Source organism: Serratia sp. CY37869 (genome assembly GCF_052168895.1).
GTDB lineage: Bacteria > Pseudomonadota > Gammaproteobacteria > Enterobacterales > Enterobacteriaceae > Serratia > Serratia ureilytica.
This window is the reverse complement of the sequence record NZ_JBJNLU010000005.1, coordinates 37,880-64,828: the sequence shown is the minus strand read 5'-3', so window position 1 is coordinate 64,828 and position 26,949 is coordinate 37,880. Positions and strand designations below refer to the sequence as shown.

Annotated in this window: 27 protein-coding genes; 17 read left to right on the top strand and 10 right to left on the bottom strand. The window is 61.6% G+C overall.

The window, feature by feature from the left end:
• Window positions 1-12: 12 nt before the first annotated feature.
• From glpA to glpC, 3 genes are read left to right on the top strand one after another with little or no spacing between them, the layout of a single operon-like run.
• On the top strand, window positions 13-1,662 hold the full coding sequence (glpA, locus tag ACJ8J1_RS21825; protein WP_033645008.1) for an anaerobic glycerol-3-phosphate dehydrogenase subunit A: 1,650 nt from the start codon (window positions 13-15) through the stop codon (window positions 1,660-1,662).
• Window positions 1,652-2,920 carry a glycerol-3-phosphate dehydrogenase subunit GlpB gene (glpB, locus tag ACJ8J1_RS21820; protein ID WP_033645006.1) on the top strand — a complete coding sequence of 423 codons (1,269 nt, stop codon included), beginning with the start codon at window positions 1,652-1,654 and terminating at the stop codon, window positions 2,918-2,920. The genes glpA and glpB overlap by 11 nt, the downstream gene beginning before the upstream one ends.
• Entirely contained in the window at window positions 2,917-4,116 is a 1,200-nt protein-coding gene (glpC, locus tag ACJ8J1_RS21815; protein WP_033645005.1) for an anaerobic glycerol-3-phosphate dehydrogenase subunit GlpC, read from the top strand. The genes glpB and glpC overlap by 4 nt, the downstream gene beginning before the upstream one ends.
• 35 nt (window positions 4,117-4,151) lie before the next feature.
• Here glpC and ACJ8J1_RS21810 read toward each other — a convergent pair whose 3' ends face one another.
• From ACJ8J1_RS21810 to ACJ8J1_RS21800, 3 genes are all read right to left on the bottom strand, one after another.
• Window positions 4,152-4,715: a DcrB family lipoprotein gene (locus tag ACJ8J1_RS21810; RefSeq protein WP_033645004.1), complete on the bottom strand. Its 564-nt coding sequence runs from the start codon at window positions 4,713-4,715 to the stop codon at window positions 4,152-4,154.
• An 80-nt stretch (window positions 4,716-4,795) separates the two neighbouring features.
• Window positions 4,796-5,230 carry a GNAT family N-acetyltransferase gene (locus ACJ8J1_RS21805; protein WP_033645002.1) on the bottom strand — a complete coding sequence of 145 codons (435 nt, stop codon included), beginning with the start codon at window positions 5,228-5,230 and terminating at the stop codon, window positions 4,796-4,798.
• Between the two features lie 41 nt (window positions 5,231-5,271).
• The gene (locus tag ACJ8J1_RS21800; RefSeq protein WP_025304889.1) at window positions 5,272-5,931 is read right to left on the bottom strand and encodes a 7-cyano-7-deazaguanine/7-aminomethyl-7-deazaguanine transporter; all 660 of its coding nucleotides are present in this window, start codon (window positions 5,929-5,931) and stop codon (window positions 5,272-5,274) included.
• A 220-nt stretch (window positions 5,932-6,151) separates the two neighbouring features.
• On the opposite strand from ACJ8J1_RS21800, the gene tusA reads away from it, so the two are divergent.
• The 3 genes from tusA to ACJ8J1_RS21785 all read left to right on the top strand — a co-directional run bounded on the left by tusA (window position 6,152) and on the right by ACJ8J1_RS21785 (window position 6,934).
• Window positions 6,152-6,397, top strand: a complete 246-nt coding sequence (tusA, locus tag ACJ8J1_RS21795; protein WP_025304890.1) for a sulfurtransferase TusA — start codon at window positions 6,152-6,154, stop codon at window positions 6,395-6,397.
• Window positions 6,398-6,458: 61 nt separating this feature from the next.
• Window positions 6,459-6,659: a type II toxin-antitoxin system RelB family antitoxin gene (relB, locus tag ACJ8J1_RS21790; RefSeq protein WP_223524348.1), complete on the top strand. Its 201-nt coding sequence runs from the start codon at window positions 6,459-6,461 to the stop codon at window positions 6,657-6,659.
• Window positions 6,659-6,934, top strand: a complete 276-nt coding sequence (locus ACJ8J1_RS21785; RefSeq protein WP_033645001.1) for a type II toxin-antitoxin system RelE/ParE family toxin — start codon at window positions 6,659-6,661, stop codon at window positions 6,932-6,934. Before relB ends, ACJ8J1_RS21785 begins: the two co-directional genes overlap by 1 nt.
• Window positions 6,935-6,993: 59 nt before the next feature.
• Here the strand turns inward: ACJ8J1_RS21785 and ACJ8J1_RS21780 are convergent, their stop codons facing one another.
• A complete protein-coding gene (locus tag ACJ8J1_RS21780) occupies window positions 6,994-9,309 on the bottom strand; it encodes a zinc/cadmium/mercury/lead-transporting ATPase (protein WP_033645000.1) in 2,316 nt (771 codons plus the stop codon).
• Window positions 9,310-9,989: 680 nt separating this feature from the next.
• Here ACJ8J1_RS21780 and ACJ8J1_RS21775 point away from each other — a divergent pair.
• Window positions 9,990-11,453: a serralysin family metalloprotease gene (locus ACJ8J1_RS21775; RefSeq protein WP_033644999.1), complete on the top strand. Its 1,464-nt coding sequence runs from the start codon at window positions 9,990-9,992 to the stop codon at window positions 11,451-11,453.
• Window positions 11,454-11,507: 54 nt separating this feature from the next.
• Entirely contained in the window at window positions 11,508-11,885 is a 378-nt protein-coding gene (locus ACJ8J1_RS21770; protein WP_025304893.1) for an AprI/Inh family metalloprotease inhibitor, read from the top strand.
• Window positions 11,886-11,925: 40 nt separating this feature from the next.
• Here ACJ8J1_RS21770 and ACJ8J1_RS21765 read toward each other — a convergent pair whose 3' ends face one another.
• Window positions 11,926-12,552 (bottom strand): lysoplasmalogenase, encoded by a 627-nt coding sequence (locus tag ACJ8J1_RS21765; protein ID WP_033644998.1) that lies wholly within the window; start codon window positions 12,550-12,552, stop codon window positions 11,926-11,928.
• 160 nt (window positions 12,553-12,712) lie between these two features.
• Here ACJ8J1_RS21765 and ACJ8J1_RS21760 point away from each other — a divergent pair, with 160 nt between their 5' ends.
• Window positions 12,713-13,069 (top strand): DUF2500 domain-containing protein, encoded by a 357-nt coding sequence (locus ACJ8J1_RS21760; RefSeq protein WP_033644996.1) that lies wholly within the window; start codon window positions 12,713-12,715, stop codon window positions 13,067-13,069.
• 3 nt (window positions 13,070-13,072) lie between these two features.
• On the opposite strand, the gene ACJ8J1_RS21755 is transcribed toward ACJ8J1_RS21760, so the two are convergent.
• Together ACJ8J1_RS21755 and rsmD are read right to left on the bottom strand one after the other, a co-directional pair.
• The gene (locus tag ACJ8J1_RS21755; RefSeq protein WP_004934327.1) at window positions 13,073-13,345 is read right to left on the bottom strand and encodes a DUF1145 family protein; all 273 of its coding nucleotides are present in this window, start codon (window positions 13,343-13,345) and stop codon (window positions 13,073-13,075) included.
• Entirely contained in the window at window positions 13,335-13,955 is a 621-nt protein-coding gene (rsmD, locus tag ACJ8J1_RS21750) for a 16S rRNA (guanine(966)-N(2))-methyltransferase (RefSeq protein WP_033644994.1), read from the bottom strand. The genes ACJ8J1_RS21755 and rsmD overlap by 11 nt, the downstream gene beginning before the upstream one ends.
• Window positions 13,956-14,197: 242 nt before the next feature.
• Here rsmD and ftsY point away from each other — a divergent pair, with 242 nt between their 5' ends.
• The 4 genes from ftsY to rpoH all read left to right on the top strand — a co-directional run bounded on the left by ftsY (window position 14,198) and on the right by rpoH (window position 18,612).
• Window positions 14,198-15,817: a signal recognition particle-docking protein FtsY gene (gene ftsY / locus ACJ8J1_RS21745; protein ID WP_047573128.1), complete on the top strand. Its 1,620-nt coding sequence runs from the start codon at window positions 14,198-14,200 to the stop codon at window positions 15,815-15,817.
• 5 nt (window positions 15,818-15,822) lie between these two features.
• Window positions 15,823-16,494, top strand: coding sequence for a cell division ATP-binding protein FtsE (gene ftsE / locus ACJ8J1_RS21740; RefSeq protein ID WP_004934337.1), 672 nt, complete (start codon window positions 15,823-15,825; stop codon window positions 16,492-16,494).
• Window positions 16,484-17,437 carry a permease-like cell division protein FtsX gene (ftsX, locus tag ACJ8J1_RS21735; protein WP_033636680.1) on the top strand — a complete coding sequence of 318 codons (954 nt, stop codon included), beginning with the start codon at window positions 16,484-16,486 and terminating at the stop codon, window positions 17,435-17,437. Before ftsE ends, ftsX begins: the two co-directional genes overlap by 11 nt.
• 317 nt (window positions 17,438-17,754) lie before the next feature.
• Window positions 17,755-18,612, top strand: coding sequence for an RNA polymerase sigma factor RpoH (rpoH, locus tag ACJ8J1_RS21730; RefSeq protein ID WP_004934345.1), 858 nt, complete (start codon window positions 17,755-17,757; stop codon window positions 18,610-18,612).
• A gap of 64 nt (window positions 18,613-18,676) precedes the next feature.
• On the opposite strand, the gene ACJ8J1_RS21725 is transcribed toward rpoH, so the two are convergent.
• From ACJ8J1_RS21725 to panM, 3 genes are read right to left on the bottom strand one after another with little or no spacing between them, the layout of a single operon-like run.
• Window positions 18,677-20,689, bottom strand: coding sequence for a hypothetical protein (locus ACJ8J1_RS21725; RefSeq protein WP_405053043.1), 2,013 nt, complete (start codon window positions 20,687-20,689; stop codon window positions 18,677-18,679).
• A 43-nt stretch (window positions 20,690-20,732) separates the two neighbouring features.
• On the bottom strand, window positions 20,733-21,950 hold the full coding sequence (locus ACJ8J1_RS21720) for a DUF3142 domain-containing protein (protein ID WP_442520426.1): 1,218 nt from the start codon (window positions 21,948-21,950) through the stop codon (window positions 20,733-20,735).
• Window positions 21,947-22,339, bottom strand: a complete 393-nt coding sequence (gene panM / locus ACJ8J1_RS21715; protein ID WP_033644987.1) for an aspartate 1-decarboxylase autocleavage activator PanM — start codon at window positions 22,337-22,339, stop codon at window positions 21,947-21,949. Before panM ends, ACJ8J1_RS21720 begins: the two co-directional genes overlap by 4 nt.
• A gap of 405 nt (window positions 22,340-22,744) precedes the next feature.
• Between panM and ACJ8J1_RS21710 the strand changes: the two genes are divergently transcribed.
• The 4 genes from ACJ8J1_RS21710 to livG all read left to right on the top strand — a co-directional run bounded on the left by ACJ8J1_RS21710 (window position 22,745) and on the right by livG (window position 26,948).
• On the top strand, window positions 22,745-23,860 hold the full coding sequence (locus ACJ8J1_RS21710) for a branched-chain amino acid ABC transporter substrate-binding protein (RefSeq protein ID WP_025304902.1): 1,116 nt from the start codon (window positions 22,745-22,747) through the stop codon (window positions 23,858-23,860).
• A gap of 117 nt (window positions 23,861-23,977) precedes the next feature.
• The gene (gene livH / locus ACJ8J1_RS21705) at window positions 23,978-24,904 is read left to right on the top strand and encodes a high-affinity branched-chain amino acid ABC transporter permease LivH (protein ID WP_015376290.1); all 927 of its coding nucleotides are present in this window, start codon (window positions 23,978-23,980) and stop codon (window positions 24,902-24,904) included.
• Window positions 24,901-26,184, top strand: coding sequence for a high-affinity branched-chain amino acid ABC transporter permease LivM (locus ACJ8J1_RS21700; RefSeq protein WP_042783462.1), 1,284 nt, complete (start codon window positions 24,901-24,903; stop codon window positions 26,182-26,184). Before livH ends, ACJ8J1_RS21700 begins: the two co-directional genes overlap by 4 nt.
• Window positions 26,181-26,948 carry a high-affinity branched-chain amino acid ABC transporter ATP-binding protein LivG gene (gene livG, locus ACJ8J1_RS21695; RefSeq protein WP_142001777.1) on the top strand — a complete coding sequence of 256 codons (768 nt, stop codon included), beginning with the start codon at window positions 26,181-26,183 and terminating at the stop codon, window positions 26,946-26,948. Before ACJ8J1_RS21700 ends, livG begins: the two co-directional genes overlap by 4 nt.
• The last annotated feature ends 1 nt before the right edge of the window (window position 26,949 follow it).

Here is a 26,949-nt window from a genome sequence, read left to right as displayed (position 1 = left end):
TGAGGGAGCGACATGAGCAGCTATTTTGACGGCGGCGAAACGGATGTGATCATCATCGGCGGCGGCGCCACCGGCGCAGGCATCGCCCGCGACTGTGCGCGGCGCGGCTTGCGATGCATTTTGCTGGAGCGCCACGACATCGCCACCGGCGCCACCGGCCGCAACCACGGTTTACTGCACAGCGGCGCGCGCTATGCGGTGACCGACGGCGAGTCGGCGCGCGAGTGTATCGAAGAGAACCGCATCCTGAAACGCATTGCCCACCACTGCATCGAGCGCACCGATGGGCTGTTCATCACCTTGCCGCAGGACTCGCTGGACTATCAGCAACAGTTTATCGCCGCCTGTCGCCAGGCCGACATCGACGCCGAAGCGATCGACCCGCAGCTGGCGCTGCGCCTGGAGCCGGCGGCCAACCCGGCGCTGATCGGCGCGGTGCGGGTGCCGGACGGCACCGTCGATCCCTTCCGGCTGACCGCCGCCAACATGCTGGACGCGCGCGAGCACGGCGCGCAGATCCTGACCTACCATCAGGTGGTGGGGTTGCTGCGCAGCGGCGATCGGGTGACGGGCGTGCGCGTTTACGACCATCAGAATCAGCGGCGCTATGAGCTGCACGCGCCGGTGGTGGTCAACGCCGCCGGTATCTGGGGCCAGCAGATCGCCGAATACGCCGATTTGCGCATCCGCATGTTCCCGGCCAAGGGAGCGCTGCTGATCCTCGGCCATCGCATCAACAACATGGTGATCAACCGCTGCCGCAAACCGGCGGACGCCGACATCCTGGTGCCGGGCGACACCATCTCGCTGATCGGCACCACCTCGACCCATATCGACTACGACCAAATTGACAACATGCTGGTGACCCCGCAGGAGGTGGACATTCTGATCCGCGAAGGGGCGCTGTTGGCGCCCACCCTGGCGCAGACCCGCATTTTGCGCGCCTATGCCGGGGTGCGGCCGCTGGTGGCCAGCGACGACGATCCCAGCGGGCGCAACGTCAGCCGCGGCATCGTGCTGCTCGATCACGCCGCCCGCGACGGGCTGGAAGGGTTTATCACCATCACCGGCGGCAAGCTGATGACCTACCGCCTGATGGCGGAGTGGGCCACCGACAAGGTATGCGAAAAGCTCGGCGTAAATAGTCCGTGCACCACCGCGCAGGACGCGCTGCCCGGATCCCGTCAGTCGGCGGAGGAAACGGTGCGCAGCGTGGTTTCTCTGCCCGCCAGCATTCGCGGCTCGGCGATCTATCGGCACGGCGATCGCGCCAGCCAGGTGCCGGCGGCCGATCGGCTCGACACCAGCCTGGTGTGCGAATGCGAGGCGGTGACCGCCGGGGAAGTGCGCTATGCGGTCAACTCGCTGACCGTCAATAACCTGGTGGATCTGCGCCGCCGCACCCGTGTCGGCATGGGCACCTGCCAGGGCGAACTCTGCGCCTGCCGCGCCGCCGGGCTGTTGACGCGCTTTAACGTCAGCACGCCGCAGCAATCCATCGCGCAGCTGTCGCAGTTCCTCAACGAACGCTGGAAAGGCGTACGGCCGATCGCCTGGGGCGATGCGCTGCGCGAGAGCGAATTCACCAGCTGGGTTTACCAGGGATTATGCGGGCTTGAAGCCCAGGCCGACCAGGAGCAGGAGGCGGATGATGCGATTTGACGTTGTGGTGATTGGCGGTGGTCTGGCGGGCCTGAGCTGCGCCATTGCCGTGGCCGAACAGGGCAAGCGCTGCGCGGTGGTCAGTTCTGGCCAGAGCGCGCTCTACTTCTCCTCCGGCTCGCTCGATCTGCTGGCGAGATTGCCGGACGGCACGCCGGTCGAGATGCCGCTGGCGGCGTTGCCGCAGCTGGCGCAACAGGCGCCGCAGCATCCGTACGCCCTGATCGGGCCCGGCCGGGTGGCGGCGCTGTCCGCCGCCGCGCAGCGGCTGCTGGAACGCTGCGGGTTGAATCTGCAGGGCGAGGGGGTGAACAACCATCTGCGCATCACGCCGCTCGGCACGCGCCGCGCCACCTGGCTCAGCCCGCAAGCGATCCCGACGCTGCCGCTGACCGGCCAACTGCCGTGGCGGCGTATTGCGGTGATCGGCATCGAAGGGTTCCTCGACTTCCAACCGCAGATGGCCGCCGACGCCCTGAGCCGCGAGCTTGGCGTAGAGACGGAGGTAGCCTATCTGCACATGCCGGCGCTGGACAGATTGCGCAATAACCCCAGCGAGTTCCGCGCGGTGAACATCGCCCGGGTACTGGATTTGATGGAAAGCCTGCCGCCGATGGCCGAAGAGCTGCGGCGGCTGGCGGGCGAGGCCGAGGCGCTCTTCCTGCCGGCCTGTCTGGGCCTGGAGGACGACGCGTCGCTGGCGGTGCTGCAGGATGCGGTCGGCAAGCCGATCCGACTGCTGCCGACGTTGCCGCCTTCGGTGCCCGGCATGCGCTTGCATCAGGCGCTGCGGCGGCGTTTCCAGCAGTTGGGCGGCGTTTTCATGCCGGGCGACAGCGTGCTGCGCGCCGAGAGCGAGGCCAGCCGCGTCACCGGTTTGTACACCCGCAACCACGGCGATATTCCGCTGCGGGCGCAGCAGGTGGTGCTGGCCAGCGGCAGCTTCTTCAGCAATGGACTGGTGGCCGATTTCGACGGGGTGCGCGAACCGATCTTCGGGCTGGACGTACACAGTCGGGCGGATCGCGCCGACTGGAGCCGACGCGAGCTGTTCGCGCCGCAGCCTTACCTGCAGTTCGGCGTGCGTACCGACGGCAGGTTGCGGGCGATGAAGCAGGGAGTGCCGTTCGACAACCTGTACGCCATCGGCGCGGTCGCCGGCGGCTACGATCCGCTGCAGCAGGGCTGCGGCGCCGGCGTGTCATTGATCGGCGCGCTGCACGTCGCGCAGCAGATCGCCGCGGAGGAGAACGTATGAGCCTGCATCGGGACCACAGCTTTGAAAGCTGCATCAAATGCACCGTCTGCACCACTTACTGCCCGGTCGCCAAAGTGAACCCGCTCTACCCGGGGCCGAAACAGGCGGGGCCGGACGGCGAGCGGCTGCGGCTGAAAGACCCGGCGCTGTACGACGAAGCGCTGAAATACTGCACCAACTGCAAGCGTTGTGAAGTGGCCTGCCCGTCCGACGTCAAAATCGGCGACATCATTCAGCGCGCCCGCGCCGACTTCGCCCAGAGCAAGCCGACGCTGCGCGATGCCATCCTCAGCCATACCGATATCATGGGATCGCTGTCGACGCCGTTTGCGCCGATCGTCAACGCCGCCACCGGGTTGAAACCGGTGCGCAAGCTGCTGGACAAGGCGCTGAAGATCGATCACCGGCGCGAACTGCCGAAATATTCCTTCGGCACCTTCCGCCGCTGGTACCGGCAACAGGCGCAGGCTCAGCAGCGTTACGCCGAGCAGGTGGCATTCTTCCACGGTTGCTTCGTCAACTATAACCACCCGCAGCTGGGCAAGGATTTGGTCCGGGTGTTCAACGCGCTGGATATCGGCGTGCAGCTGCTGAAACGCGAGAAATGCTGCGGCGTGCCGCTGATCGCCAACGGATTTATCGAGCAGGCTAAAAAGCAGGCTAGGGTCAATGCCGAATCGCTGCAGGAAACGGTGCTAGAGCGCGGCATTCCGGTGGTGGCGACCTCATCGAGCTGCACCTTCACCCTGCGTGACGAATACCCTCATCTGCTGGACGTAGACACCACTGCGGTGCGCGATCGGGTGGAGCTGGCGACGCGCTATCTCTATCGCCTGATCAATCAGGGGCGCAGCCTGCCGCTCAAGCGCACGCCGCTGCGGGTGGCTTATCACACGCCTTGCCATATGGAGAAGATGGGCTGGACCGCCTATACCCTGGAGCTGCTGCGGCAGATACCGGGGCTGGAGCTGGTGGTGCTGGATTCGCAGTGCTGCGGCATCGCCGGCACTTACGGGTTCAAATCGGAGAACTACGCCACGTCGCAAGGCATTGGCGCGCCGCTGTTCCGGCAGATAGAAGAGAGCGGAGTGGATCTGGTGGTGACCGACTGCGAAACCTGCAAATGGCAGATCGAAATGTCCACCAGCAAACGCTGCGAACATCCGATCACCCTGCTGGCGCAGGCGCTGGCATAAAAACGAAAGGGCCGGCAAGCCGGCCCTCTGTGGGATTACTGCTTCAGCTTCAGGGTGGAGATGATGCCTTCGGCTTCAGTCTGCGCCTGCTGCTGATTGTCTGCCGGCAGCGTTACCTGGATGGTCAGCATGTTGTTGTTCAGCGAGCCGATCAGGACGGAAGAATACGCCTTTTCACCGCCGCTGGTGATGATGCTGTCCAGCTGACGCAGCGGCACACCGTTGACGTCGAGCGCTTTGTTGGTGATCACCTGCAGGTTGGCGTCACGCGCGCGCTGGGTGTTCTCCAGGCGCTGGGCCAGGGTCTCCAGGCTGTCTGCGGTCTTGTCACCCAGGATCACGATCACCGCGCGCTGGCCGGTGCTGTCTGCGTAAACATGCATGTTGTTGGCCTGGTTGCCCAGCTTGCCGCTCTGATCCGCCATGCCGACCGGCAGGGTGAACGCCAGCTTACCGTCCAGCAGGCTCACCTGCTGCCCGGCCGGCGCGCTGGCCGCCGCGCCGTCTGGCGCTGCCTTGGTGTCTTTGGTGTTGCCGTCGCAGGCCGCGAGGCCAAGCGCCAGCAGGCTGATACCCATCAATTTCGCTACTTTACGCATCGGGCTTCCTTCTTCCTTTCCGGTAGGGATTCACTGTCGTATCGCAACCTATTCCAGGTTGAAATGCAAGGCAGATGTTGTCACAAGTTTTTTTCCAGTAATAGCCGATAATCAGCCACTTCGCCTTTCTTTTCCAGCTGAACAATCTGATAGTGGTGGGCGAGCAGCATCGTCAGCATGGCGCGGAACCGGTTACGGGTTTTGACCGTCAGTTGGCGATAGCCCTGCACCCGCGCCCAGCGTTCTTGTTCGGCCAACAAGGCCTGCGCCACGCCGTGGCGACGGAATGCCGGCAGCACGCCGCCCAGCCAGCTGTAAAACACCGTTTCCTGCCGTTGATAGCCGAGTTTGAAACCGGCCGGCTGCCCGTCTATCTCGGCGATCAACAGGCTGGCGGGGGCGGTGCCGATACGCTGCTGCAGATCGGCCAGGCTGTGCAGGCCGCCGAATTCGGGGATGCTTTGGTAAAGGCGGTGGATTTCTTCGAGCGTGGCGGTGCGGACGATGGGGAGCATGGGCGGCCTCCAAAGGATAGGGCCGCCCAGAATAACACGACTCAGCTCGGCTGCAGGCTGCCGCTGCGCGCCGCGATGCGTTTGAGCAGCATGTTCAGCAACACGCCGTACATCGGCAGGAAGAACAGCAGGCAGATCATCACCTTGAAGCTGTAATCCACCAGCGCGATCTCCACCCAGTTGTTGGCCATGAAGGGATCGCTGCTCTTGTAGAAGGCGATGAAGAAGAACGCCAGCGTATCGCTGATGTTGCCGAGGAACATCGCCGCCGCCGGCGCCACCCACCAGGCGCTGCGTTGGCGCAGGCGGTTGAAGACGTGTACGTCGAGGATCTGGCCGAGCACATAGGCCATAAAGCTGGCCACGGCGATGCGCGCCACGAACAGGTTAAAACTGCTCAGCGCCGCGAAGCCCTGCCATTCTCCCTGATAGGTGACGGTGGAGATCACATAAGAGATGAACAGCGCCGGCACCATCACCGCCAGGATAATACGTCGCGCCAGCGGCGCGCCGAAAATGCGTACGGTCAGATCGGTCGCCAGGAAGATAAACGGGAAGGTAAAGGCGCCCCAGGTGGTATGGAAGCCGAAAACGGTGATCGGCAGCTGCACCAGGTAGTTGCTAGAGGTAATGATGGCGATATGAAACAGCGAAAGCCAGACCAACGCCGTGAAGCGCTGCTGTGCGGTAAACGAATACATGTTGTAGCCTTTTTAGCAGTGGGGTGAGGGAACCCAGTGTGTCTTGTCAAAACAGCAAAAAACGCTGCGCGGCGGCATGATACGCGTTTGCGCAACCAATGCAATGGTTAAATTTAACGCAAACGTTAACGCATCTTGCGCAGAAAAACTACCGGCGTAAACTAGGCGCTAATGAGATGCGGCGAGCGTTCGCCGATCGTTTTTGAACGAGAAAAATTGCATGACTGACTTATTTGCCCAGGCAGACCAGACGCTCGACGCGCTGGGGCTGCGTTGCCCGGAACCGGTGATGATGGTGCGTAAAACCGTGCGCCATATGGACAACGGCGAAACGCTGCTGATTATTGCCGACGATCCGGCCACTACCCGCGATATCCCGGGGTTCTGCCGCTTTATGGAGCACACGCTGGTGGCGCAGGAGACCGAGCAGGCGCCATACCGTTATCTGTTACGGAAAGGTGTATAGTTTTTAATCGTCTCGTAAGATAAGCTCCCTGCGATTGGGGAGCGTTCGAAAGGGACAAACGATGATGAGTATTTTACTACTGCCTACGGTTGCCAAGATGGAAAATGAGGAACACACACAGGGCTATGAGCGCTGGTTTCTTGAAAGAGTTCAGGAAGCCATGGATGAGCCGTGGCCCGGTATTCCTCATGATGACGTGATGGCTGAAATGGATGCTGTTATCGCTGCTGCAGAAGCCAGGATCAACGCGAAGCAGGCATAATGCTCAACATCGAATGGACTCGAGCCGCACGTCAGGATCTGGCGGAGATTGTGGGATTCATCGCCAACGATAACCCTCTGGCGGCCAGAAAAATGAAGGTTCTCATCATGGAGGCCGTCACTCCCGCCGCCAGGCATCCTCGAATTTTCCGGCGTGGCAGAGTGGACGGCACGCATGAAATCCCCTTGCATCCCCATTATCTCCTGATTTACCAGGTGCTGGAAACTCACATCCGGGTGTTGCGGGTGTTACATACGCGCCGACAATATCCTTAGTATCTTCGCTGCAATCGATAATGGCGGGTTCCCATTGAGGAACCCGGCCTGGCGTCACGTTATTGGCGCTTTCTCAACAGCCGCAGCGCGTTGGCGGTGACCAGCGCGGTGGCGCCGGAGTCCGCCAGCACTGCCAGCCACAGCCCGGTTAACCCCAGCAGGCTGGTGATCAGAAAGACCCCTTTCAATCCCAGCGCGATGGTGATGTTTTGCCGGATATTGGCGTGGGTGGCGCGCGAGATGCGGATCATTTCCGCGACGCCCACCAGCCGGTTGTGGGTCAGGGCGGCGTCGGCGGTCTCCAGCGCCACATCGGTGCCGCTGCCCATGGCGATGCCGATGTTGGAGGCTTTCATCGCCGGGGCGTCGTTGATGCCGTCGCCGATCATCGCCGTCGGGCGCAGTTCGTTCAGCTCGGTAACCGCGGCGACCTTATCTTCCGGCAACAGACCGGCGCGATAGTCGAGGCCCAGCTCGCCGGCGATCGCCGCGGCGGCGCGCGGGTTGTCCCCGGTCAGCATCACGCCGCGAATACCCAGCGCGTTCAGTTCGGCTATCGCCTGTTTGGCGTCGCTGCGTAGCGTATCACGCAGCGCCAGCAAGCCGATGGGCGCGCCGTCTTCCAGCACCACCACCGCCGTTTTACCGGCGTTTTCCAGCTTGTCTACCTGGCTCTGCCATTGGGTGGCGAGCAGGCCCGGCGCCAGCTTGCCCGGCGCGCTGATCAGCACGGTCTTGCCGTCCACGATCCCTTCCACACCGACGCCGGCCAGCGCGCGGCGCGCCTGCGCCAGCGGCAGCTCGGCCCCGCTGGCGGCGGCGCGGTTAATGATCGCTTGCGCCAGCGGGTGATGCGAACCGGCCTCTACCGCGGCGGCAAGCTGCAACAGCCGTTGTTCGGTCAGCGCGCCGATGGGCAGCACGTCGGTGACCGTCGGCTTGCCTTCGGTCAGGGTGCCGGTTTTATCGAAGGCGATGGTTTGAATCTGGCCCAGTTGCTCCAGCGCCGCACCGCCTTTAATCAGCGCGCCGCGCCGCGTGGCGGCCGCCAGCCCAGATGTGATGGCCGCCGGCGTCGAGATCACCAGCGCGCATGGACAGCCGATCAGCAGCAGCGTCAGGCCGCGATAGATCCAGGTCTCCCACGGCTGCGAGAACAGCAGCGGCGGCACCAGGATCACCGCGACGGCCAGCAGCATGATGGCCGGGGTGTAGTAGCGGCTGAAGCGATCGAGGAAGCGTTCGATCGGCGCGCGGCGCTCTTCGGCCTCTTCAATCAATTGCAGAATGCGGTCGATGGCGTTTTTGCCGGGCTCTGAGATCACCTTCATCTGTGCCGCCTGATCGACGGACAGGCTGCCGGCGGCCACTTTTTCCCCCTGTTGACGCTCGACCGGCACCGATTCGCCGGTCAGGGCGCTTTCGTCGAAGCTGGCGAACGGATTGAGCAGCTCGGCGTCGGCCGGCAGACGCCCGCCGGGCGCGATTTCAATCACGTCGCCGGGGCGCAGGCTGGCGACCGGCACGCGTTTGCGTTCCGTGCCTTGCAGCAGCAGCGCATCTTCCGGCACCAGCTCCATCAGCGCCTTCACCCCGCGCCGCGCACGGTTGGCGGCGTAGGATTCCAGCAGCTCGCCAACCATAAACAGCAGCAGCACCATCGCCGCCTCGGCGGTGGCGCCAATGAACAGCGCGCCGATGGCCGCCACGCTCATCAGCGTTTCGATGGCGAACGGCGTGCCGGAGCGAATCAGACGCAGCGCCTTGGCGGCGACCGGCGCCAACCCGACCAGCGTGGTGGCGATAAAGGCGATGCGACCCAGCTCCGGGTTAATCCGATCCAGCACCCAGCTGACCACCATCAGGGTGGTTAACAACAGCAGCGGCGCAAATTCGCCGAAGCGCGAGGCTTTTGGCGCGGCATCTTTGGCTGTCTGAACGCCGAGCAGGGTAAAACCGGCCTGGGCGACCGCGTCCTGGATCCGCAGGCTGATATCGGACTGTGCGTCGACCACCAGTTTTTCGGTGGCGAACAATACGCGTGCGCTGTCAACGCCGGGGAGCGCGGTGACGGCATTTTCGATTTTCTTGGCGCAGCTGGGGCAGTCCATACCGGTGACTTTCCAGCTGAAACGTTGGCTGCCGGAAGGGGGAGCGGCGGCCAGCCTGTCGCTTTCCTCGTCCGGATCGTCGGGGGCGGCGGCGCAGCCGCTCTCGCCATGATCGTGATGGTGATGGGCGTGTTCGGTCTGCGCAGCGGCGTTTTTCGGCTCGCTGCTGCAGCCATGCTGGGTTTTGCTGTGGCTGTGGTTGCAGCCGCATCCGCCTTCGGCGTGGTGATGTTCCTGATGATTATGATTTTGCTGATTGTGCATAACGTCCCCCTTCGGGCAGTTAACCGGGTTTGCTCAGCTGACTCTACACCCTGGAGTCCACTCCAGAGTCAAGCGCCGGATGAGAATTATTGCTAACGGCGTTCAGGCGTTATGGGGGGATTCATTCAATAATGAATAATGCGAATTTTAATCTATTGCTTTTTCTTATTACCTATTTCGAGAAAAAGTCTCGCCGCCGTTAGTTTAAATAAGAAAATAATATTCCTATAGAAACTAAAAAGTCGCCCGGTCTAATAATAAAGAGTTATTTATCTATAACGCGTTAGCAAAATTTATCTTTTGGCGCCTAATTAGCCAGCATGATTCGCTTGTGTCTGCAAGCCGCATTGCTATTGAAGTTTGGTGCCAACTTCTCCTCTCTAAGTTTCATTTGTTTTGTAAATAAGCGCAAAAAGTAGCATAACAAACTTTCGTTGCGATAATAAATGGTTGATTATTTTATGTGCAGTTTTGCGGTCCTGCCTATAATTGGAATCGATTACCATTTTTAATGGTGATCTTATTTGCTGATATATATGCATTAATTCTACCAAACACACTGCCGGTAACGGCGCATAAGCCCCTTCCAGCAAGCTTAAGGTTCATTAACCGTGGCTTACGGGGAGGTTATGTCTATCTGTCTGATTGATATCAATCAGGTAATGAGTGGAATCGAACCAATGCAATCTACTAAAAAGGCAATTGAAATTACTGAATCCAACTTCGCGGCCGCCACAACCGGCTACGATGCTGTAGACGACCTGTTGCATTATCATGAGCGGGGCAACGGGATTCAGATTAATGGCAAGGATTCATTTTCTAACGAGCAAGCTGGGCTGTTTATTACCCGTGAGAACCAAACCTGGAACGGTTACAAGGTATTTGGCCAGCCGGTCAAATTAACCTTCTCCTTCCCGGACTATAAGTTCTCTTCCACCAACGTCGCCGGCGACACCGGGCTGAGCAAGTTCAGCGCGGAACAGCAGCAGCAGGCTAAGCTGTCGCTGCAGTCCTGGGCCGACGTCGCCAATATCACCTTTACCGAAGTGGCGGCCGGACAAAAGGCCAACATCACCTTCGGTAACTACAGCCAGGATCGTCCCGGCCACTATGATTACGGCACCCAGGCCTACGCCTTCCTGCCGAACACCATTTGGCAGGGGCAGGATCTGGGGGGCCAGACCTGGTACAACGTCAACCAGTCCAACGTGAAGCATCCGGCGACCGAAGACTACGGCCGCCAGACGTTTACCCATGAGATTGGCCATGCGCTGGGTCTGAGCCACCCGGGCGATTACAACGCCGGTGAAGGCAACCCGACCTATCGCGACGTCACTTATGCGGAAGACACCCGTCAGTTCAGCCTGATGAGCTACTGGAGCGAAACCAACACCGGTGGTGATAACGGCGGTCATTACGCCGCAGCTCCGCTGCTGGATGACATTGCCGCCATTCAACATCTGTATGGCGCCAACCTGTCGACCCGCACCGGCGACACCGTGTACGGTTTTAACTCCAACACCGGTCGTGACTTCCTCAGCACCACCAGCAATTCGCAGAAAGTGATCTTTGCGGCCTGGGATGCGGGTGGCAACGATACCTTCGACTTCTCCGGTTATACCGCTAACCAGCGCATCAACCTGAACGAGAAGTCGTTCTCCGACGTGGGCGGCCTGAAAGGCAACGTCTCGATCGCCGCCGGTGTGACCATCGAGAACGCCATTGGCGGTTCCGGCAACGACGTGATCGTCGGCAACGCGGCCAATAACGTGCTGAAAGGCGGCGCGGGTAACGACGTGCTGTTCGGCGGCGGCGGGGCGGATGAGCTGTGGGGCGGTGCCGGTAAAGACATCTTCGTGTTCTCTGCCGCCAGCGATTCCGCGCCGGGCGCTTCAGACTGGATCCGCGACTTCCAGAAAGGGATCGACAAGATTGATCTTTCGTTCTTCAACAAAGAAGCGCAGAGCAGCGATTTCATTCACTTCGTCGATCACTTCAGCGGCGCGGCCGGTGAAGCGCTGCTGAGCTACAACGCGTCCAACAACGTGACCGATTTGTCGGTGAACATCGGTGGTCATCAGGCGCCTGACTTCCTGGTGAAAATCGTCGGTCAGGTAGACGTCGCCACTGACTTTATCGTGTAACGCAGCAACGGAGCGCCCGGCGCAGTCTCGGCCGGGCGTGATGTGGGAGCCGGTATGAAAGGTACTTTAACGCGCGCCGCCCTGGCGGCGGGAGGCATGATGGTGACGAGTGCGGTGATGGCCGGCAGTCTGGCGCTGCCGACCGCGCAGTCGCTGGCGGGGCAATGGCAGGTAGCCGACAGCGAACGGCAATGCCAAATCGAGTTTCTGGCCAATGAGCAAAGCGAGACCAACGGCTACCAGCTGGTGGATCGGCAGCGTTGTCTGCAAAGCGTATTTGCGGCCGAGGTGGTGGGCTGGCGCCCGGCGCCGGACGGCATCGCCCTGCTGCAGGCGGATGGCAGCACGCTGGCGTTCTTCTCGCGCGACGGCGATCTGTACCGCAATCAGCTGGGTGCGGGTGATGCCCTGACGTTGAAAGCGCTGGCTTGATGAAGAAACGGGTTCGGCGCGCCGAACCCGCGGCAGGTCTCTACAGGTAGAGCGAACGCACGATCAGGAAGTGGCCGGAGAAGTAACAGAAAGCCACGATGGCGTCCGCCGCGCGGAAGGTGAAGCGGTAGCGGTTGAGCAGCCAAACCACGTTGGCCAGCAGCAGCAGCGAGGTGCCGGTCAGCAGCGAGAAGCCGAAATCGGTGCTGCGCAGGAAATATTGCTCGCCCGCCAGCCAGACCATCAGCAGCGTCATCGCCACATAGGTGACGATCGGCCAACGCATCTCTTCCAACCGGGTCCAAAGGGCGGCCAGCAGCAATGCGCCGATTGCCAGCAGCGCCAGCGGCAGCGGCCAGAACAGACTGAACGTCATCTGGCTAGCGAAACTCAGGGTGTACAGCAAGTGGGACAGGAAAAAGGCGCCGATGGCGTACAGCACCCGCTCGCGCGGCAACAGAAGCAGCGCATCGCCGATCAGCGTTGCCAGCAGGCCGAGTACGATCAGATAGCCCGCGGCGCTGAGCACCGGCGCCTGCCAGGCCAACAGCAACAGCAGCAGCAGCGTGACGGGTTTGAACACCCAACGCTGCCAGCGCGGCCCACGGTAAGAGGCGTCGACGAACAGCCAACCGGAAAAGAATACGGCAAGGAACGGCCAACTCATTTATGTCTTCCTTATGTAGGAGGGAGCCGCAACCACCGGCTCCAAACTGTCACCCATGTCACTTCTTCATTTCAGTGTAGGTAGCCTGCCGACGATCGACAATGCTTTCTTGAGAATGCTATGTTTACGCCGATTTGACCGTGAAGGAAATGGGAAACCGATGAGTAAGCCACCGTTATTTTTTGTCGCCGTCATTGCGTTGATCGCCGTGCTGGCCACGCAACGTTACTTCAAACAGCGCCAGCAGGAGGCGGAAAACGATCGCGCGCCGATGCGCAGTCTGCAGGTGACGGTGAGCGACAAGCGGAGCTTCCCGGTCGCCAAGACCCGTGCGCCGCAGCGCGAGCCGTTGGTCAACGAGCCGATGTATTACGAGGTGGTGTTCAGCCCTAACCAGGGTGGTGAAAACATTACGCTGCGGCTGAAGCAATGGCAGTACAACCCGATAGAAAAAGGCGCGCAGGGCACGTTAAACATGCAGGGCACGCGCTTCGTCTCGTTCACCGTTCAGCCGTAGCGGTCACTTTTTCTTGATGGGCGGCTGTTTCTTTTGCCAGGCCAGCAGCTCGAACACGCCAAAGATAAAGATCTTGGCCTCTTGCCAGTAGCTGATCGGCTGATCCTTCGGCTGGGTGGATTTCAACAGCACCAACTGCAGGCCGTGCATCACCACCATAAAGAACAGCGCCACGTCGATGAAATACTTCAGCGGCTTGGGAAACGGATGGAACAGGTTAGAGAGCAGGAAGCCCCATACGCACAGCATCAGCAGGCGGCCCAGATTAATCAGCATGGTCGGTTTTCTCTTGCGAACGAAGATAAAGGCGATAAGCCACCTGGCCGGCGACCTTCTCCCGGTGCAACTGCCAGCTGGCAGGCACGTCCGCCGCGGCGCTTTCCGCCTCGGCTTCTACATAGATCCAGGCCTCGTCGGCCAGCCAGCCCCGCTGCTCCAGCAGCAGGGCGGTCTCCGCCAGCAGGCCTTTGCGAAACGGCGGATCGAGGAACACCACGTCGAACGGTTGACCGTCGCCCGCCAGCCAGCTCAGCGCGTTGGTGTTGATAACCACCCCTTTGCCCTGCAGCAGCGCCAGATTTTTTTCCAGCTGCTGCGCCACCGGCCGCTCGAATTCCAACAGCGTGGCGCTGCCGGCATAGCGCGACAGCGCTTCCAGCCCTAATGCGCCGCTGCCGGCGAAGCAGTCCAGGCAGCGCGCGCCCTGAATCACCGGCGCCAGCCAGTTGAACAGGGTTTCGCGTACCCGATCGGTGGTGGGGCGCAGCCCCGGGCTGTTCGGCACCGGAAGCTTACGGCCGCGCCATTGGCCGCCGATGATGCGGATCTGTCCGGCTGCGGCCTGGGGCGGTTTTTTGGCCGCCGCCCGTGGCGAGAGTCTTGTCATAAGCGTTGTTTGATTTCTTTTGCGGCGCGGGGCCGCAGAGGTTAACGAAAAGTTGTCCCTATTCTACCGGTGACGGGCGTCGGGGGGAACGGTAAAACTTTGTTGTCTGATTTCACACCGGAAAGCATGCCGGATGCGTGTTGCTGCGCGAGGGAAAGTGATAGACTCGGCGGATTATTGTCAGCATATATCCTTCAGGTATGTAGGGTAAGCGAGCCTTCGGTACGGAGTAGAGTCATAACATGGCAAAAGATAAGAAACGTGGGTTTTTCTCCTGGCTGGGCTTTGGCCAGAAGGAAAAGGAAGAAGAGCAACAGCAACCTGAGCAGCCGGTAGAGCAGGCGGAAGCTCAGGCCGCGGAGACGCCGGCTGCACCGGCCGCCGCCAAGCTGGACGACAAGCTCCCCGCCCAGGAATCTGAACCTGCCGCCTCCGTCGACACCCCGGGAGAGTGGGATAACGGTCAGGCCGGCGAGCAAATCGCGGAAAATTTGCCGGCGGCGGCTGAACAGCCGGCGGCGCAAGCGCTGGCCGAAGAGATCGTCAGCGTCACCGAACAGGTGGCGGCGCAACAGCAACCGGTCGTTGAGCCTGAGCCGGTCGTTGAACCTGAGCCGGTCGTCGAGCCTGAGCCGGTCGTCGAGCCTGAGCCGGTCGTTGAGCCTGAGCCGGTCGTTGAGCCTGAGCCGGTCGTCGAGCCTGAGCCGGTCGTCGAGCCTGAGCCGGTCGTTGAGCCTGAGCCGGTCGTTGAGCCTGAGCCGGTCGTCGAGCCTGAGCCGGTGGTTGAACCCGAGCCGGTCGTCGAGCCTGAGCCGGTCGTTGAACCTGAGCCGGTCGTCGAGCCTGTGTCGGTCGTTGAACCTGAATCCGTGCCGGAAGTGGAAGAAGAACCGCTTGAGCCGGTGGTGCCGGCCGCGGCGCAAGAACAGGAAAGGCCGACCAAAGAAGGCTTCTTCGCCCGCCTGAAACGCAGCCTGCTGAAGACCAAACAAAACCTCGGCTCCGGCTTTATGGGGCTGTTCCGCGGTAAAAAGATCGACGACGATCTGTTCGACGAGCTGGAAGAACAGCTGCTGATCGCTGACGTCGGCGTGGATACCACGCGCAAAATCATCACCTCCCTGACCCAGCACGCCAGCCGCAAGCAGCTGAAAGACGCCGAAGCGCTGTACGGCAAGCTGAAGGAGGAAATGTCCGAAATTCTGGCCAAGGTCGATCAGCCGCTGGATGTCAGCGGGAAAACCCCGTATGTCATCTTGATGGTCGGGGTGAACGGCGTGGGTAAAACCACCACCATCGGCAAGCTGGCGCGTCAATTCCAGGCGGAAGGCAAGTCGGTGATGCTGGCGGCGGGGGATACCTTCCGCGCCGCCGCGGTGGAGCAGCTGCAGGTGTGGGGTGAACGCAACCGCATTCCGGTGGTGGCGCAGCATACCGGCGCGGATTCCGCTTCGGTGATCTTCGATGCAGTGCAGGCCGCCAAGGCGCGCGGCATCGATGTGTTGATCGCCGATACCGCCGGCCGTCTGCAGAACAAATCGCACCTGATGGAAGAGCTGAAGAAGATCGTCCGCGTCATGAAAAAACTGGACGACCAGGCCCCCCATGAGGTTATGCTGACGCTCGATGCCAGCACCGGCCAGAATGCGGTCAGTCAGGCGAAATTATTTAATGAGGCCGTGGGCTTAACCGGCATCACGCTGACTAAACTGGACGGTACCGCCAAGGGCGGGGTGATCTTCGCCATCGCCGATCAGTTCGGTATCCCGATCCGCTATATCGGCGTCGGGGAAGGCATCGAAGATTTGCGGCCGTTTAAGGCTGACGATTTTATTGAGGCACTTTTTGCCCGAGAGGATTAATACGGATGATTCGCTTTGAACAGGTCAGTAAAGCTTATCTGGGCGGACGGCAAGCGCTGCAGGGGGTTGATTTCCATCTGCGCCCGGCGGAGATGGCGTTTCTGACCGGCCATTCCGGCGCGGGGAAAAGTACCCTGCTGAAACTGATTTGCGGTATCGAACGGCCCAGCGCCGGCCACATCTGGTTTGGCGGTCACGACATCAGTCGCTTGAAAAACCGCGAGGTGCCGTTCCTGCGTCGGCAGATCGGCATGATCTTCCAGGATCACCACCTGCTGCTGGATCGCACGGTGTATGACAACGTGGCGATGCCGCTGATCATCGCCGGCGCCAGCACCGAAGATATCCGCCGCCGCGTTTCCGCCGCGCTGGACAAGGTCGGTTTGCTGGATAAAGCGAAAAACTTCCCGATTCAGCTGTCCGGCGGTGAGCAGCAGCGCGTGGGCATCGCCCGTGCGGTGGTGAACAAGCCGGCGGTGCTGCTGGCGGATGAACCGACCGGTAACCTGGATGATGCGCTGTCGGAAGGCATTCTGCGCCTGTTTGAAGAATTCAACCGCGTCGGCGTGACCGTACTGATGGCGACGCACGACACCGGGCTTATCGCCCGCCGCAATTACCGCATCCTGACGCTGAGCCAGGGCCGCATGCAAGGGGGCGCTCACCATGGCCAATAACGCAAAAACCGCCAAGAGCAAGGCGCTGCGCGGCGGCTGGCGCGAACAGTGGCGTTACGCCTGGATGAACGCCATCAAAGACATGCTGCGTCAGCCGTTGGCGACGCTGCTGACGGTGATGGTGATCGCCATTTCCCTGACGCTGCCGAGCGTGTGCTACATCGTGTGGAAAAACGTCAGCACCGCGGCCAGCCAGTGGTATCCAACGCCGCAGCTGACCGTTTATCTGGATAAATCGCTCGATGACGACGCCGCGCTGAAAGTGCTCGACGCCATCAAGGCGGAAGCCGGCGTGGAGAAGGTCAATTACCTGTCGCGTGAAGAAGCGCGCGGCGAGTTCCGCAACTGGTCGGGCTTTGGCGGCGCGCTGGACATGCTGGAAGAGAACCCGCTGCCGGCGGTGGCGATCGTCACGCCGAAGATGAGCTTCCAGAGTTCGGATACCCTCAACACCCTGCGCGATCGCGTAGCGGCGGTGCAGGGCGTGGAAGAAGTGCGTATGGATGACAGCTGGTTTGCCCGCCTGGCGGCGCTGACCGGGCTGGCGGGTCAGATCGCGGCGATCATCGGCGTGCTGATGATCGTGGCGGTGTTCCTGGTGATCGGCAACAGCGTGCGTCTGAGCATCTTCAGCCGCCGCGACACCATTAACGTGATGAAGCTGATCGGTGCCACCGACGGCTTTATTCTGCGGCCGTTCCTCAACGGCGGGGCGATGCTGGGTTTTGCCGGCGCGCTGCTGTCGCTGGTGTTGTCCGGCGCGCTGGTGTGGCAGCTGGAGTCGGTGGTCGCCGGGGTGGCCAAGGTATTCGGCACCACCTTCACCTTGCACGGGCTGGGCTGGGATGAGGCGCTGCTGCTGCTGATCATCTCCGCGATGATCGGCTGGATCGCCGCCTGGCTGGCGACGGTGCAACATTTACGCCGATTTACACCACAGTAAGATTTTTTTGGTATACTCTTCTCCTGCTGCTTTTGATCGCGTTGCGGGAGAAGAGTGACCTCAAGCGAAGTCAGCACCATCCCTCTCTTCTTAGCGCACAAATTCCCTATCGGCCTGCACCCTCGTCACGTATTGTCAGCAACAATGCTTGCAAAAAAGGGTGAACTTTTAGGGCGGAGTACGGTCAAAAATTGCAGCAAATGTTAAGGTGCCCGGCGTGTGGAACCGCTTTTGCTTCAGCAACTGCCGTAGAATCAATCATTTCCCCGCTGTAATAATCACCTGCATGATTTTGTATTCTCATAGAGAGGGTTTGAATGACCAAAGAAATGCAAACTTTAGCCTTAGTACCCCAAGGTAGCTTGGAAGCCTATATCCGGGCAGCCAACGCCTATCCGATGCTGACGGCAGAGGAAGAGCGGGAGCTGGCTGAACGGCTGCATTATCAGGGCGATCTGGATGCCGCTAAGCAGCTCATCCTGTCTCACCTGCGCTTTGTCGCTCATATTGCCCGCAACTATTCAGGCTATGGTCTGCCGCAGGCGGATCTGATTCAGGAAGGCAACATCGGCCTGATGAAAGCCGTTCGCCGCTTCAACCCGGAAGTCGGCGTGCGTCTGGTTTCCTTTGCGGTGCATTGGATTAAGGCGGAAATCCACGAGTACGTATTGCGCAACTGGCGCATCGTGAAAGTGGCGACCACCAAAGCGCAGCGCAAGCTGTTCTTTAACCTGCGCAAAACCAAACAGCGTTTGGGCTGGTTCAACCAGGACGAAGTGGAACTGGTGGCCCGTGAGCTGGGCGTCACCAGCAAAGACGTGCGCGAGATGGAATCGCGCATGGCGGCGCAGGACATGACGTTCGATCCGACTCCGGACGACGAGGCCCGCGATGGCCAGTCGATGGCGCCGGTGCTGTACCTGCAGGACAAGAGCTCGGACTTCGCCGAAGGCATCGAGGAAGATAACTGGGAAAGCAACGCCGCAGACAAACTGGCCTATGCGCTGGAAGGTCTCGACGAGCGCAGCCAGCATATCATCCGCGCCCGTTGGCTGGATGACGACAATAAGTCGACACTGCAGGAGCTGGCCGATCAGTACGGCGTTTCCGCCGAACGCGTGCGCCAGCTGGAAAAGAACGCCATGAAGAAACTGAAAATGGCGATCGAAGCCTGAGTCGATGCGAGATTCGATAAAAAAAGCCCGGCGAGCCGGGCTTTTTAGTGCCTGAAATTCGGCGTTATGGCGCCACGGCGGCGAAGTCCGGCGCCGGGCAGTCGTAGCCGAATTTCGCCGCCCACGGATAACGGGTGCCGGTGTTGATATAGCGCTGATAAAGCGCCCGGCCGGTTTTGGCATCGCGTTTGATAACCCAGCTGGCGGCGTTACACAGCACGGCGGCATAGGCCTGGCTCTTAGGCGGCAGCAGATCGGCCGCCTGTTGCGCCAGCCCCACCGCCTGCCAGCGATAGTGCAGGAAACGGTTGTCTTCCGCCGGTAGCGCCGCCTTGGCGCGCGCCGCTTCGGCGCTGTCGATCCAGCTTTTATGCTTCAGCTCGCGGGTATCGAACGCATCTCCCAGATAGGAATAGCCGGCGCCATAGATGGCGTAATCCGGCGTCATCTCATAGCCGGTAAACTCCAGCCCCTGGGCGCGCAGCAGGTTGGCGGCGCGATAGTAAGCCTGCGCGCGCGCCAGCGGCGCAGCGGATTTGTCCTTGGCGGCCTTCAGCTCGTCGGCGAACTGCTGCGCCGCTTGCCGGTAGTTGGGAATATCGAAGTAGGCCAGCGCCTCCGGCGATCGCCCGGCGCGCATCAGCCGCCGCGCCAGCAGTTCGCGCAGCTGCACCTCCGGCGTGATCTGCTGGCCGCCGTAATCGTCCGGATTAACCGGCTTGAGCGGCGTCGTCGGCGCCGGGGCGTGCTTATCGACAAAGCCTTTCAACTCATCGACGGTCAGCACCCGTTCCGCCACGTCGGCCACGTCGGCCCAGTAAAGCGCTTTGCCGCGATACAGCAGGTCCATCGCCTGCAGATAGTCGCCTCGGTTCAGCGCCAGGATGGCCTGTTCGCCGGCCACCCGGCACTCCGGCACGATGGTTTCCGCGACGAAGTCGGCGTTGCGCTGTTCACCCCAGCTTTCGTCGGCGGGGAACGCGCTTGCCGCCTTGGCGTAGGCGGCGGTGGCGGCTTTCACGTCACCGTCGCGCAGCGCCATTTTGGCGCGCAGCCACCACGCCAGGCCGCTGTCGCCGGCGTTTTTCAGCAGGCTGGCCGCCATCGGGTACTGCCCCGAACGGTAAGCCAGCGCCGCCAGCCGATCGCTGCCGGCGAAGCCGCTTTTCACTGAGCCGTCCAGCAGCGTCAGGATCTGGTTGATGATTTGCGCGGAGCGGCCGTTGCCGTCGGTATCCGCCATTTGCAGGTTGCCGCTGCGGGCGAACAGCTCAATGGTCACCAGCTGCTGGATCAACGGATCGCCGATAATCTGTTTCAGCGTGTCCAAATGGTCGGGATTGACCAGGAAGCTGGAGACGTACTGCAGCGACTGCCCGCCGCTCGGATCGCCCTGCGCCGCCTGTTGCGCGTACAGATGGGCGGCGGGGGCGACGTCACCCAGCCACAGGTGGATGCGCGCCTGCTGCCCAAGGCTGCTCAGCGCCAACTGATCGGGATCGGCGGCGCCGCTTTTCACCCGGTCGATCACCTGCTGGAATGCCGTCAGCGCCTGTTCAAGCGCGGCTTTTGGCGGGTGCTCGGCGGCGGGGGCCGCTTCACCGGATTCGTTCACCGGCGTCCCGTGGTCAGCCATCAGTACGCGGCCAAGCGAATACTGCGCCCGCAGTCCCCAGTCGCCCTGTTCGGCGGCCGGTAGCTTCAGCACCTGCTGGAAATAGTCTGCGGCGCGCGGATCGTGGTTGGCGAAAGCCACGGCGCCCAGTTGATAGAGACGCGCGGCGTTGGACAACCCCTGCGTATTGACGGCGTCAGCCTCTTCCACCGTTTTGGCGGCGCGCATTTTGCCTATCGCTATCGTTTCCGGCGATTGCGGCATCGGTTTCGGCGGCATCGGCGGCGGCGGGGCTTGCCAGTGCGGCAACTGTTTATCCGTCGGCACCAGCCGGCCGGCTTCGAAGGCGAAATTGCCCTCCGGCATATACAGCAGGGTGCCGTTGCGATCGATCAGCAGCCGATTAGGAAAATCCGGGCCGCAGGCATAGCCGCCCAGCGGCAGTGCGGCGCCGATCAGCATGGCCAGCGGAAGAAGGCGGCGGGTGTTCCGTGCCGCGCGCGAATCAAGGTGTGACAAGGGTGCCTCCTGGCGTCAGTTGTTGGCAGCGCAGCCAGCCCAACGGCCGGGATTGCCCGGCGCGCAGCTGGTCGCTGCTGATGCGAATAAAGCGTTGCCGTTGCGGTGCGGATTCCAGCCGGTAGTTGCCGACCGCGTCCGCCGCCAGGCAGTCGTCGGCGCGGATGACCACCTCTTGCGGCAGCGGGGCGTCCACCGGCCCGTTGTTATGAATTATCAGATCATACAGCCCGTTTTGCTGCGGCTGAGGCCTAAATTTTACCTGCCAGTCTACATTCAGCGGCCGCTGTTCGATCACCGCTCGCAGCGTGGCGAGCGACCAGGCGCGCCGATCGTCCGCCAGCGGCAGTCGGAACCAAATCACGCCGCGCAGCCGGGGCGGCGTTTGCTGCGCCAGCGTTTGCAGAAAATCGGCGATCTGCTGCGGCGCGACCGTCAGTTCTCGGCCGTTGCCGGCTACGCGCAGCGAGGATTCGCTCTCCACCTGCGCGCCCTGCGCATCAAACCCCAACAGCGCCATGCCATAGGCCGGCAGCGCGACGCGAAACGGTTTCGGTGTGACGGCGGCGTACTGCCGCACCCAGCGCAGCGCCAGCGGGCCGTCAAACAGCCCCTGCTGCGGTGAGAGCACCGCATGCACCTGCAGGACGGAACTGTCGGCCTGTTGCAGTACGCCGGGCAAGTTGGGCGAGCCGATCCAGGCGGGCAGGGCGGTGATGCCGAGTTGCAAAGCGGCGGGCAGCCGTTGGCGCAGCCGCTGCAGAAAACGTTGGTAATCCGGCAGGCGAGCCGTGGCGGCGTCATGATCGATCTCGACGCCGGTGACGGGCAGCCCGGCCGCCTGCCAGCGCTGGGTGATCGCCAGCAGACGCTGGATAATGGCTTCTTGGTCCAGCTGCGGCAGCTGGCCGTCGAGGCGCGCTACCAGCCAGAGCGGGCGGCCGTCCCGCTTCAGCAGGCTGAGATCGGCCGGGATTTCCCGCCAGCCCTCGCGTGGATGCACCTGCAGCGCCAACACCCGCAGCCCGGCGAACAGATCGCGGCTGCGCGCCAGCGCATCGGCGTGTTGCGGCGTCCAAACCCGCTGCCAAACGTAAACCTGCTGATCCCAGCCTGAGGCCTGGCGCAGCGCCTGCTGACGCCCGGCGAACCAGGCCGCCAACCCCAGCGCAATCAAGACCAGCGCCGCCAGCCAGCGTTTCATTTTTGCCAGAGATCGCCCTGCGGCGCGAAGCCGCAGGCGCGCATGAAGTTATCGACTTCCCCACGTTCGCGCGGCGCCAGACCGGCGGTCGACAGCTGCCAATGGGCGACCTGCGGCAGCTGACGCTGTGCATCTTGCACCAGGTAAAGACCGACGCCGCGGCGGCGCGTCACTTCGCGTACCAGCAGATCCAGCAGTTCGGCGCGGTCGTCCTGCAGCGCAATTTTCACCGCGCCCAGCAGACGCTCGTTGAAGCGGGCGGCGAACAGCGCCTTGCCGCCGCTCAGCCAGCTCTGCCACTGTTCCGGCTGCTGGTGCGGCCAAATTTTACCGAGGTCGATAAGGTCTTGCGGGGACAGCGCGGTCAGGCGCTCGATGGTCAGTTTCATGCAGAATTTCCGCGCAGCTAAATGATGCCGACAGTGTAATAGATCTTGTGCAGAGCGTTGTGTAAGTTTTTCTGTACGATTACTGTGCAATATGTTTTTTGCACGGGGCATTTTCCGAGTAAATAGTTAGTAAACGGATTGTTAACCAGCACAACGCGCTACGCCTCAAGGTAAACAGCGCAGATTTAATTCGAATTTTATCCTGTTTACACCGCTTGTTTCTGTCGGATGAAGTTGATTTGCAGCAGAAAATTCCTGTTTAATGGTATGAAAAATAAAGTCTTATTAGAAAGTAATGCCAGAAAAGCGCCTAAATCATTATTACTTATAACAAAAGCGGTCAATAACGATCGGGCGCAGGCAAACACAACAGGTACGTTCACAACGACAGATGGGGATTTGCGGATGAAATTAACAACAGGTAAGGCACTGCTGGCGGGTTGTATTGCGATGGCCATGAGCCAGGCGGCCATGGCGAAAGACATCAAGGTGGCGATCGTCGGGGCAATGTCCGGCCCGGTCGCGCAGTATGGCGACATGGAATTTACCGGCGCGCGCCAGGCGATTGCCGACATTAATGCCAAGGGCGGCATCAAGGGCGACAAGCTGGTCGGCGTGGAATACGACGACGCCTGCGACCCGAAACAGGCGGTTGCGGTCGCCAACAAGGTGATCAACGACGGCATTCGCTACGTGATCGGCCACCTGTGCTCCTCATCCACCCAGCCGGCGTCCGATATCTATGAAGATGAAGGCGTGATCATGATTACCCCGGCGGCCACCAACGCCGATCTGACCACCCGCGGCTACAAGATGATCCTGCGCACCACCGGTCTGGATTCGGATCAGGGCCCGACCGCCGCCAAATACATCCTCAGCGACATCAAGCCGAAGCGCATCGCCGTGGTGCACGACAAGCAACAATACGGCGAAGGCCTGGCGCGCTCGGTGCGCGACAGCCTGAAAAAACAGGGCACCGAAGTGGCGATGTTCGAAGGCATCACCGCCGGCGACAAAGACTTCTCCACCCTGGTGGCGCGCCTGAAGAAAGAGAATATCGACTTCGTGTACTTCGGCGGTTACTACCCGGAAATGGGCCAGATCCTGCGTCAGGCCAAACAGGCCGGGTTGACTACCCGCTTCATGGGGCCGGAAGGCGTGGGCAACTCCTCACTGTCCAACATCGCCGGCGCCGCTTCGGAAGGCATGCTGGTGACGCTGCCGAAACGCTACGATCAGGTGCCTGCCAACCAGCCGATCGTCGATGCGTTGAAAGCCAAGAAGCTGGATCCGACCGGCCCGTTCGTCTGGACCACCTATGCCGCGCTGCAGTCGCTGACCACCGGCATGGAGCGCAGCGGCAGTCAGGAACCGGCGGACATCGTCAAGGATCTGAAAACCGGTAAGCCGGTGGAGACCGTGATGGGGCCGCTGACCTGGGATGACAAGGGCGACCTGAAAGGCTTCGAGTTCGGCGTGTTCGAATGGCATGCCAACGGCACGTCCACACCGATCAAATAAGCCATAATGATTAGGGTGGGGCGCAGCCCGCTGCGCCCGGCGGGTCGGCTTGTCGGCCCCGCCTCCCTTTACCCGCCGGTTCTCCGCCGGCGGGTTTCGCAGCCAAGGGTTCAGAGTATGTCAGAGCAGCTCCTCTATTTTCTGCAGCAGATGTTCAACGGCTTAACGTTGGGCAGCACCTATGCATTGATCGCCATCGGTTACACCATGGTTTACGGCATCATCGGCATGATCAACTTCGCCCATGGCGAGGTGTACATGATCGGCAGCTATGTCTCCTTTATCGTTATTGCCGCCCTGATGATGCTCGGCATCGACGTCGGCTGGCTGCTGATCGGCGCCGCGTTCCTGGTCTCGATCGTCATCGCCAGCGCCTACGGCTGGAGCATCGAGCGGGTGGCCTACAAGCCGGTGCGCAACTCCAAGCGCCTGATTGCGCTGATCTCGGCCATCGGCATGTCGATATTCCTGCAAAACTACGTCAGCCTGACGCAGGGCTCACGCGATCTGGCGCTGCCCAGCCTGGTCACCGGCCAGTGGGTGCTGGGGGAAAGCAACGGCTTCGCCGCCACCATCAGCACCATGCAGCTGACCATCTGGCTCGTGACCTTCCTGGCGATGCTGGCGCTGACGCTGTTTATCCGCTATTCGCGCATGGGCCGTGCCTGCCGCGCCTGTGCGGAAGATCTGAAGATGGCCAGCCTGCTGGGCATCAACACGGACCGGGTGATCTCGCTGACCTTCGTCATCGGTGCGGTGATGGCGGCGGTGGCCGGGGTGTTGCTCGGCCAGTTCTACGGCGTCATCAACCCTTACATCGGCTTCATGGCCGGTATGAAAGCCTTCACCGCCGCGGTTCTGGGCGGCATCGGCAGCATTCCGGGCGCGATGATCGGCGGCCTGGTGCTGGGCGTGGCGGAAGCGCTGACCTCCGCCTACCTGAGCACCGAATACAAAGACGTGGTGTCGTTCGCGCTGCTGATCGTGGTGCTGCTGATCATGCCGACCGGCATCCTCGGGCGTCCGGAGGTTGAGAAAGTATGAAACTCAATCTGCTCAATGCGCTGATCGCCACGGCGGTGCTGTTCGTGATGGCGTCGTTCCTGATGGGCATGCAGCTGAGCCTGGACGGCACCAAACTGGTGGTGCACGGCGCGGCGGAAGTGCGCTGGATGTGGATCGGCATCGGCTGCGTCATCGTCTTTTTCTTCCAGCTGTTGCGCCCGCTGCTGCAGCAGGGCCTGAAAAAGGTCTCCGGCCCGGCGTTCGTGCTGCCGAGCTTCGACGGCACCACGCCGCGGCAAAAGCTGCTGGCGGCTCTGCTGCTCGTCGCGGCGGTCGCCTGGCCGTTCCTGGTGTCGCGCGGCACGGTGGATATCGCCACCCTGACGCTGATCTACGTGATGCTGGGCCTCGGCCTCAACGTGGTGGTGGGCCTGTCCGGTCTGCTGGTGCTCGGCTACGGCGGTTTCTACGCCATCGGCGCCTACACCTATGCGCTGCTGAATCATTATTACGGCCTCGGCTTTTGGGAGAGCCTGCCGCTGGCGGGCATCGTCACCGCCGCTTTCGGCTTCCTGCTCGGTTTCCCGGTGCTGCGGCTGCGCGGCGACTATCTGGCGATCGTGACGCTCGGCTTCGGTGAGATCGTGCGCATCCTGCTGCTGAACAATACCGAAATCACCGGCGGGCCGAACGGCATCAGCCAGATCCCGAAACCGACCTTCTTCGGCCTGGAGTTTAACCGCAGCGTGCGCGACGGCGGCTGGGATACCTTCCATAACGTCTTCGGCCTGAAATACGATCCGAGCGATCGCATCGTATTTCTGTACCTGGTGGCGCTGCTGCTGGTGGTGCTGACGCTGTTCGTCATCAACCGCCTGCTGCGCATGCCGCTCGGGCGCGCCTGGGAAGCGCTGCGCGAAGACGAGATCGCCTGCCGCTCGCTGGGCCTCAGCCCGACGCGCATCAAGCTGACCGCCTTTACCATCAGCGCCGCGTTCGCCGGGTTTGCCGGCACGCTGTTCGCCGCGCGCCAGGGGTTCGTCAGCCCGGAATCCTTCACTTTCGTCGAGTCGGCCTTCGTGTTGGCGATCGTCGTACTGGGGGGCATGGGATCGCAGTTCGCGGTCATTCTGGCGGCGATCCTGTTGGTGGTGTCGCGCGAGCTGATGCGCGATCTGAATGAATACAGCATGCTGCTGCTGGGCGCTCTGATGGTGCTGATGATGATTTGGCGGCCGCAGGGGCTGTTGCCGATGAAACGGCCGCAGCTGAAGCTGCAGGCGGCGGACATTCACGCGGGCAAGGGGGAACAGGCATGAGCGTTCAACCTTTACTGCAGGTGGAAGGCCTGTCAATGCGTTTTGGCGGGCTGCTGGCGGTCAACAATGTCGCGTTGACGCTCAATGAAGGCGAAATCGTGTCGCTGATCGGCCCCAACGGCGCCGGTAAAACCACGGTGTTTAACTGCCTGACCGGTTTCTACCGCCCGAGCGGCGGCACCATCAAATTGCGCGATCGCCATCTGGAAGGGCTGGCGGGGCAGGCCATCGCCCGTATGGGCGTAGTGCGCACCTTCCAGCATGTGCGGCTGTTCCGTGAAATGACGGTGATTGAGAACCTGTTGGTGGCGCAGCATCAGCACCTGAAAAGCGGCGTGTTCGCCGGGCTGCTGAAAACCCCGGCCTTCCGCCGCGCCGAAGCCGAGGCACTGGCGCACGCAGCGGAGTGGCTGGAGCGCGTCGGCCTGCTGGATATGGCCAACCGTTCGGCGGGCAATCTGGCCTACGGGCAGCAGCGTCGGCTGGAGATCGCCCGCTGCATGGTGACCCGGCCGGAGCTGCTGATGCTGGACGAACCGGCCGCCGGTCTGAACCCGAAAGAGACCGACGAGCTGGATCATCTGATCGTCGAGCTGCGCGATCGGCATAAGGTCTCGGTGTTGCTGATCGAGCACGACATGAAGCTGGTGATGGGCATCTCCGATCGCATTTACGTGGTGAATCAGGGCACGCCGCTGGCGCAGGGCACACCGGCGGAGATCCGCAACAATCCGGATGTGATCCGGGCTTATTTGGGCGAATAAT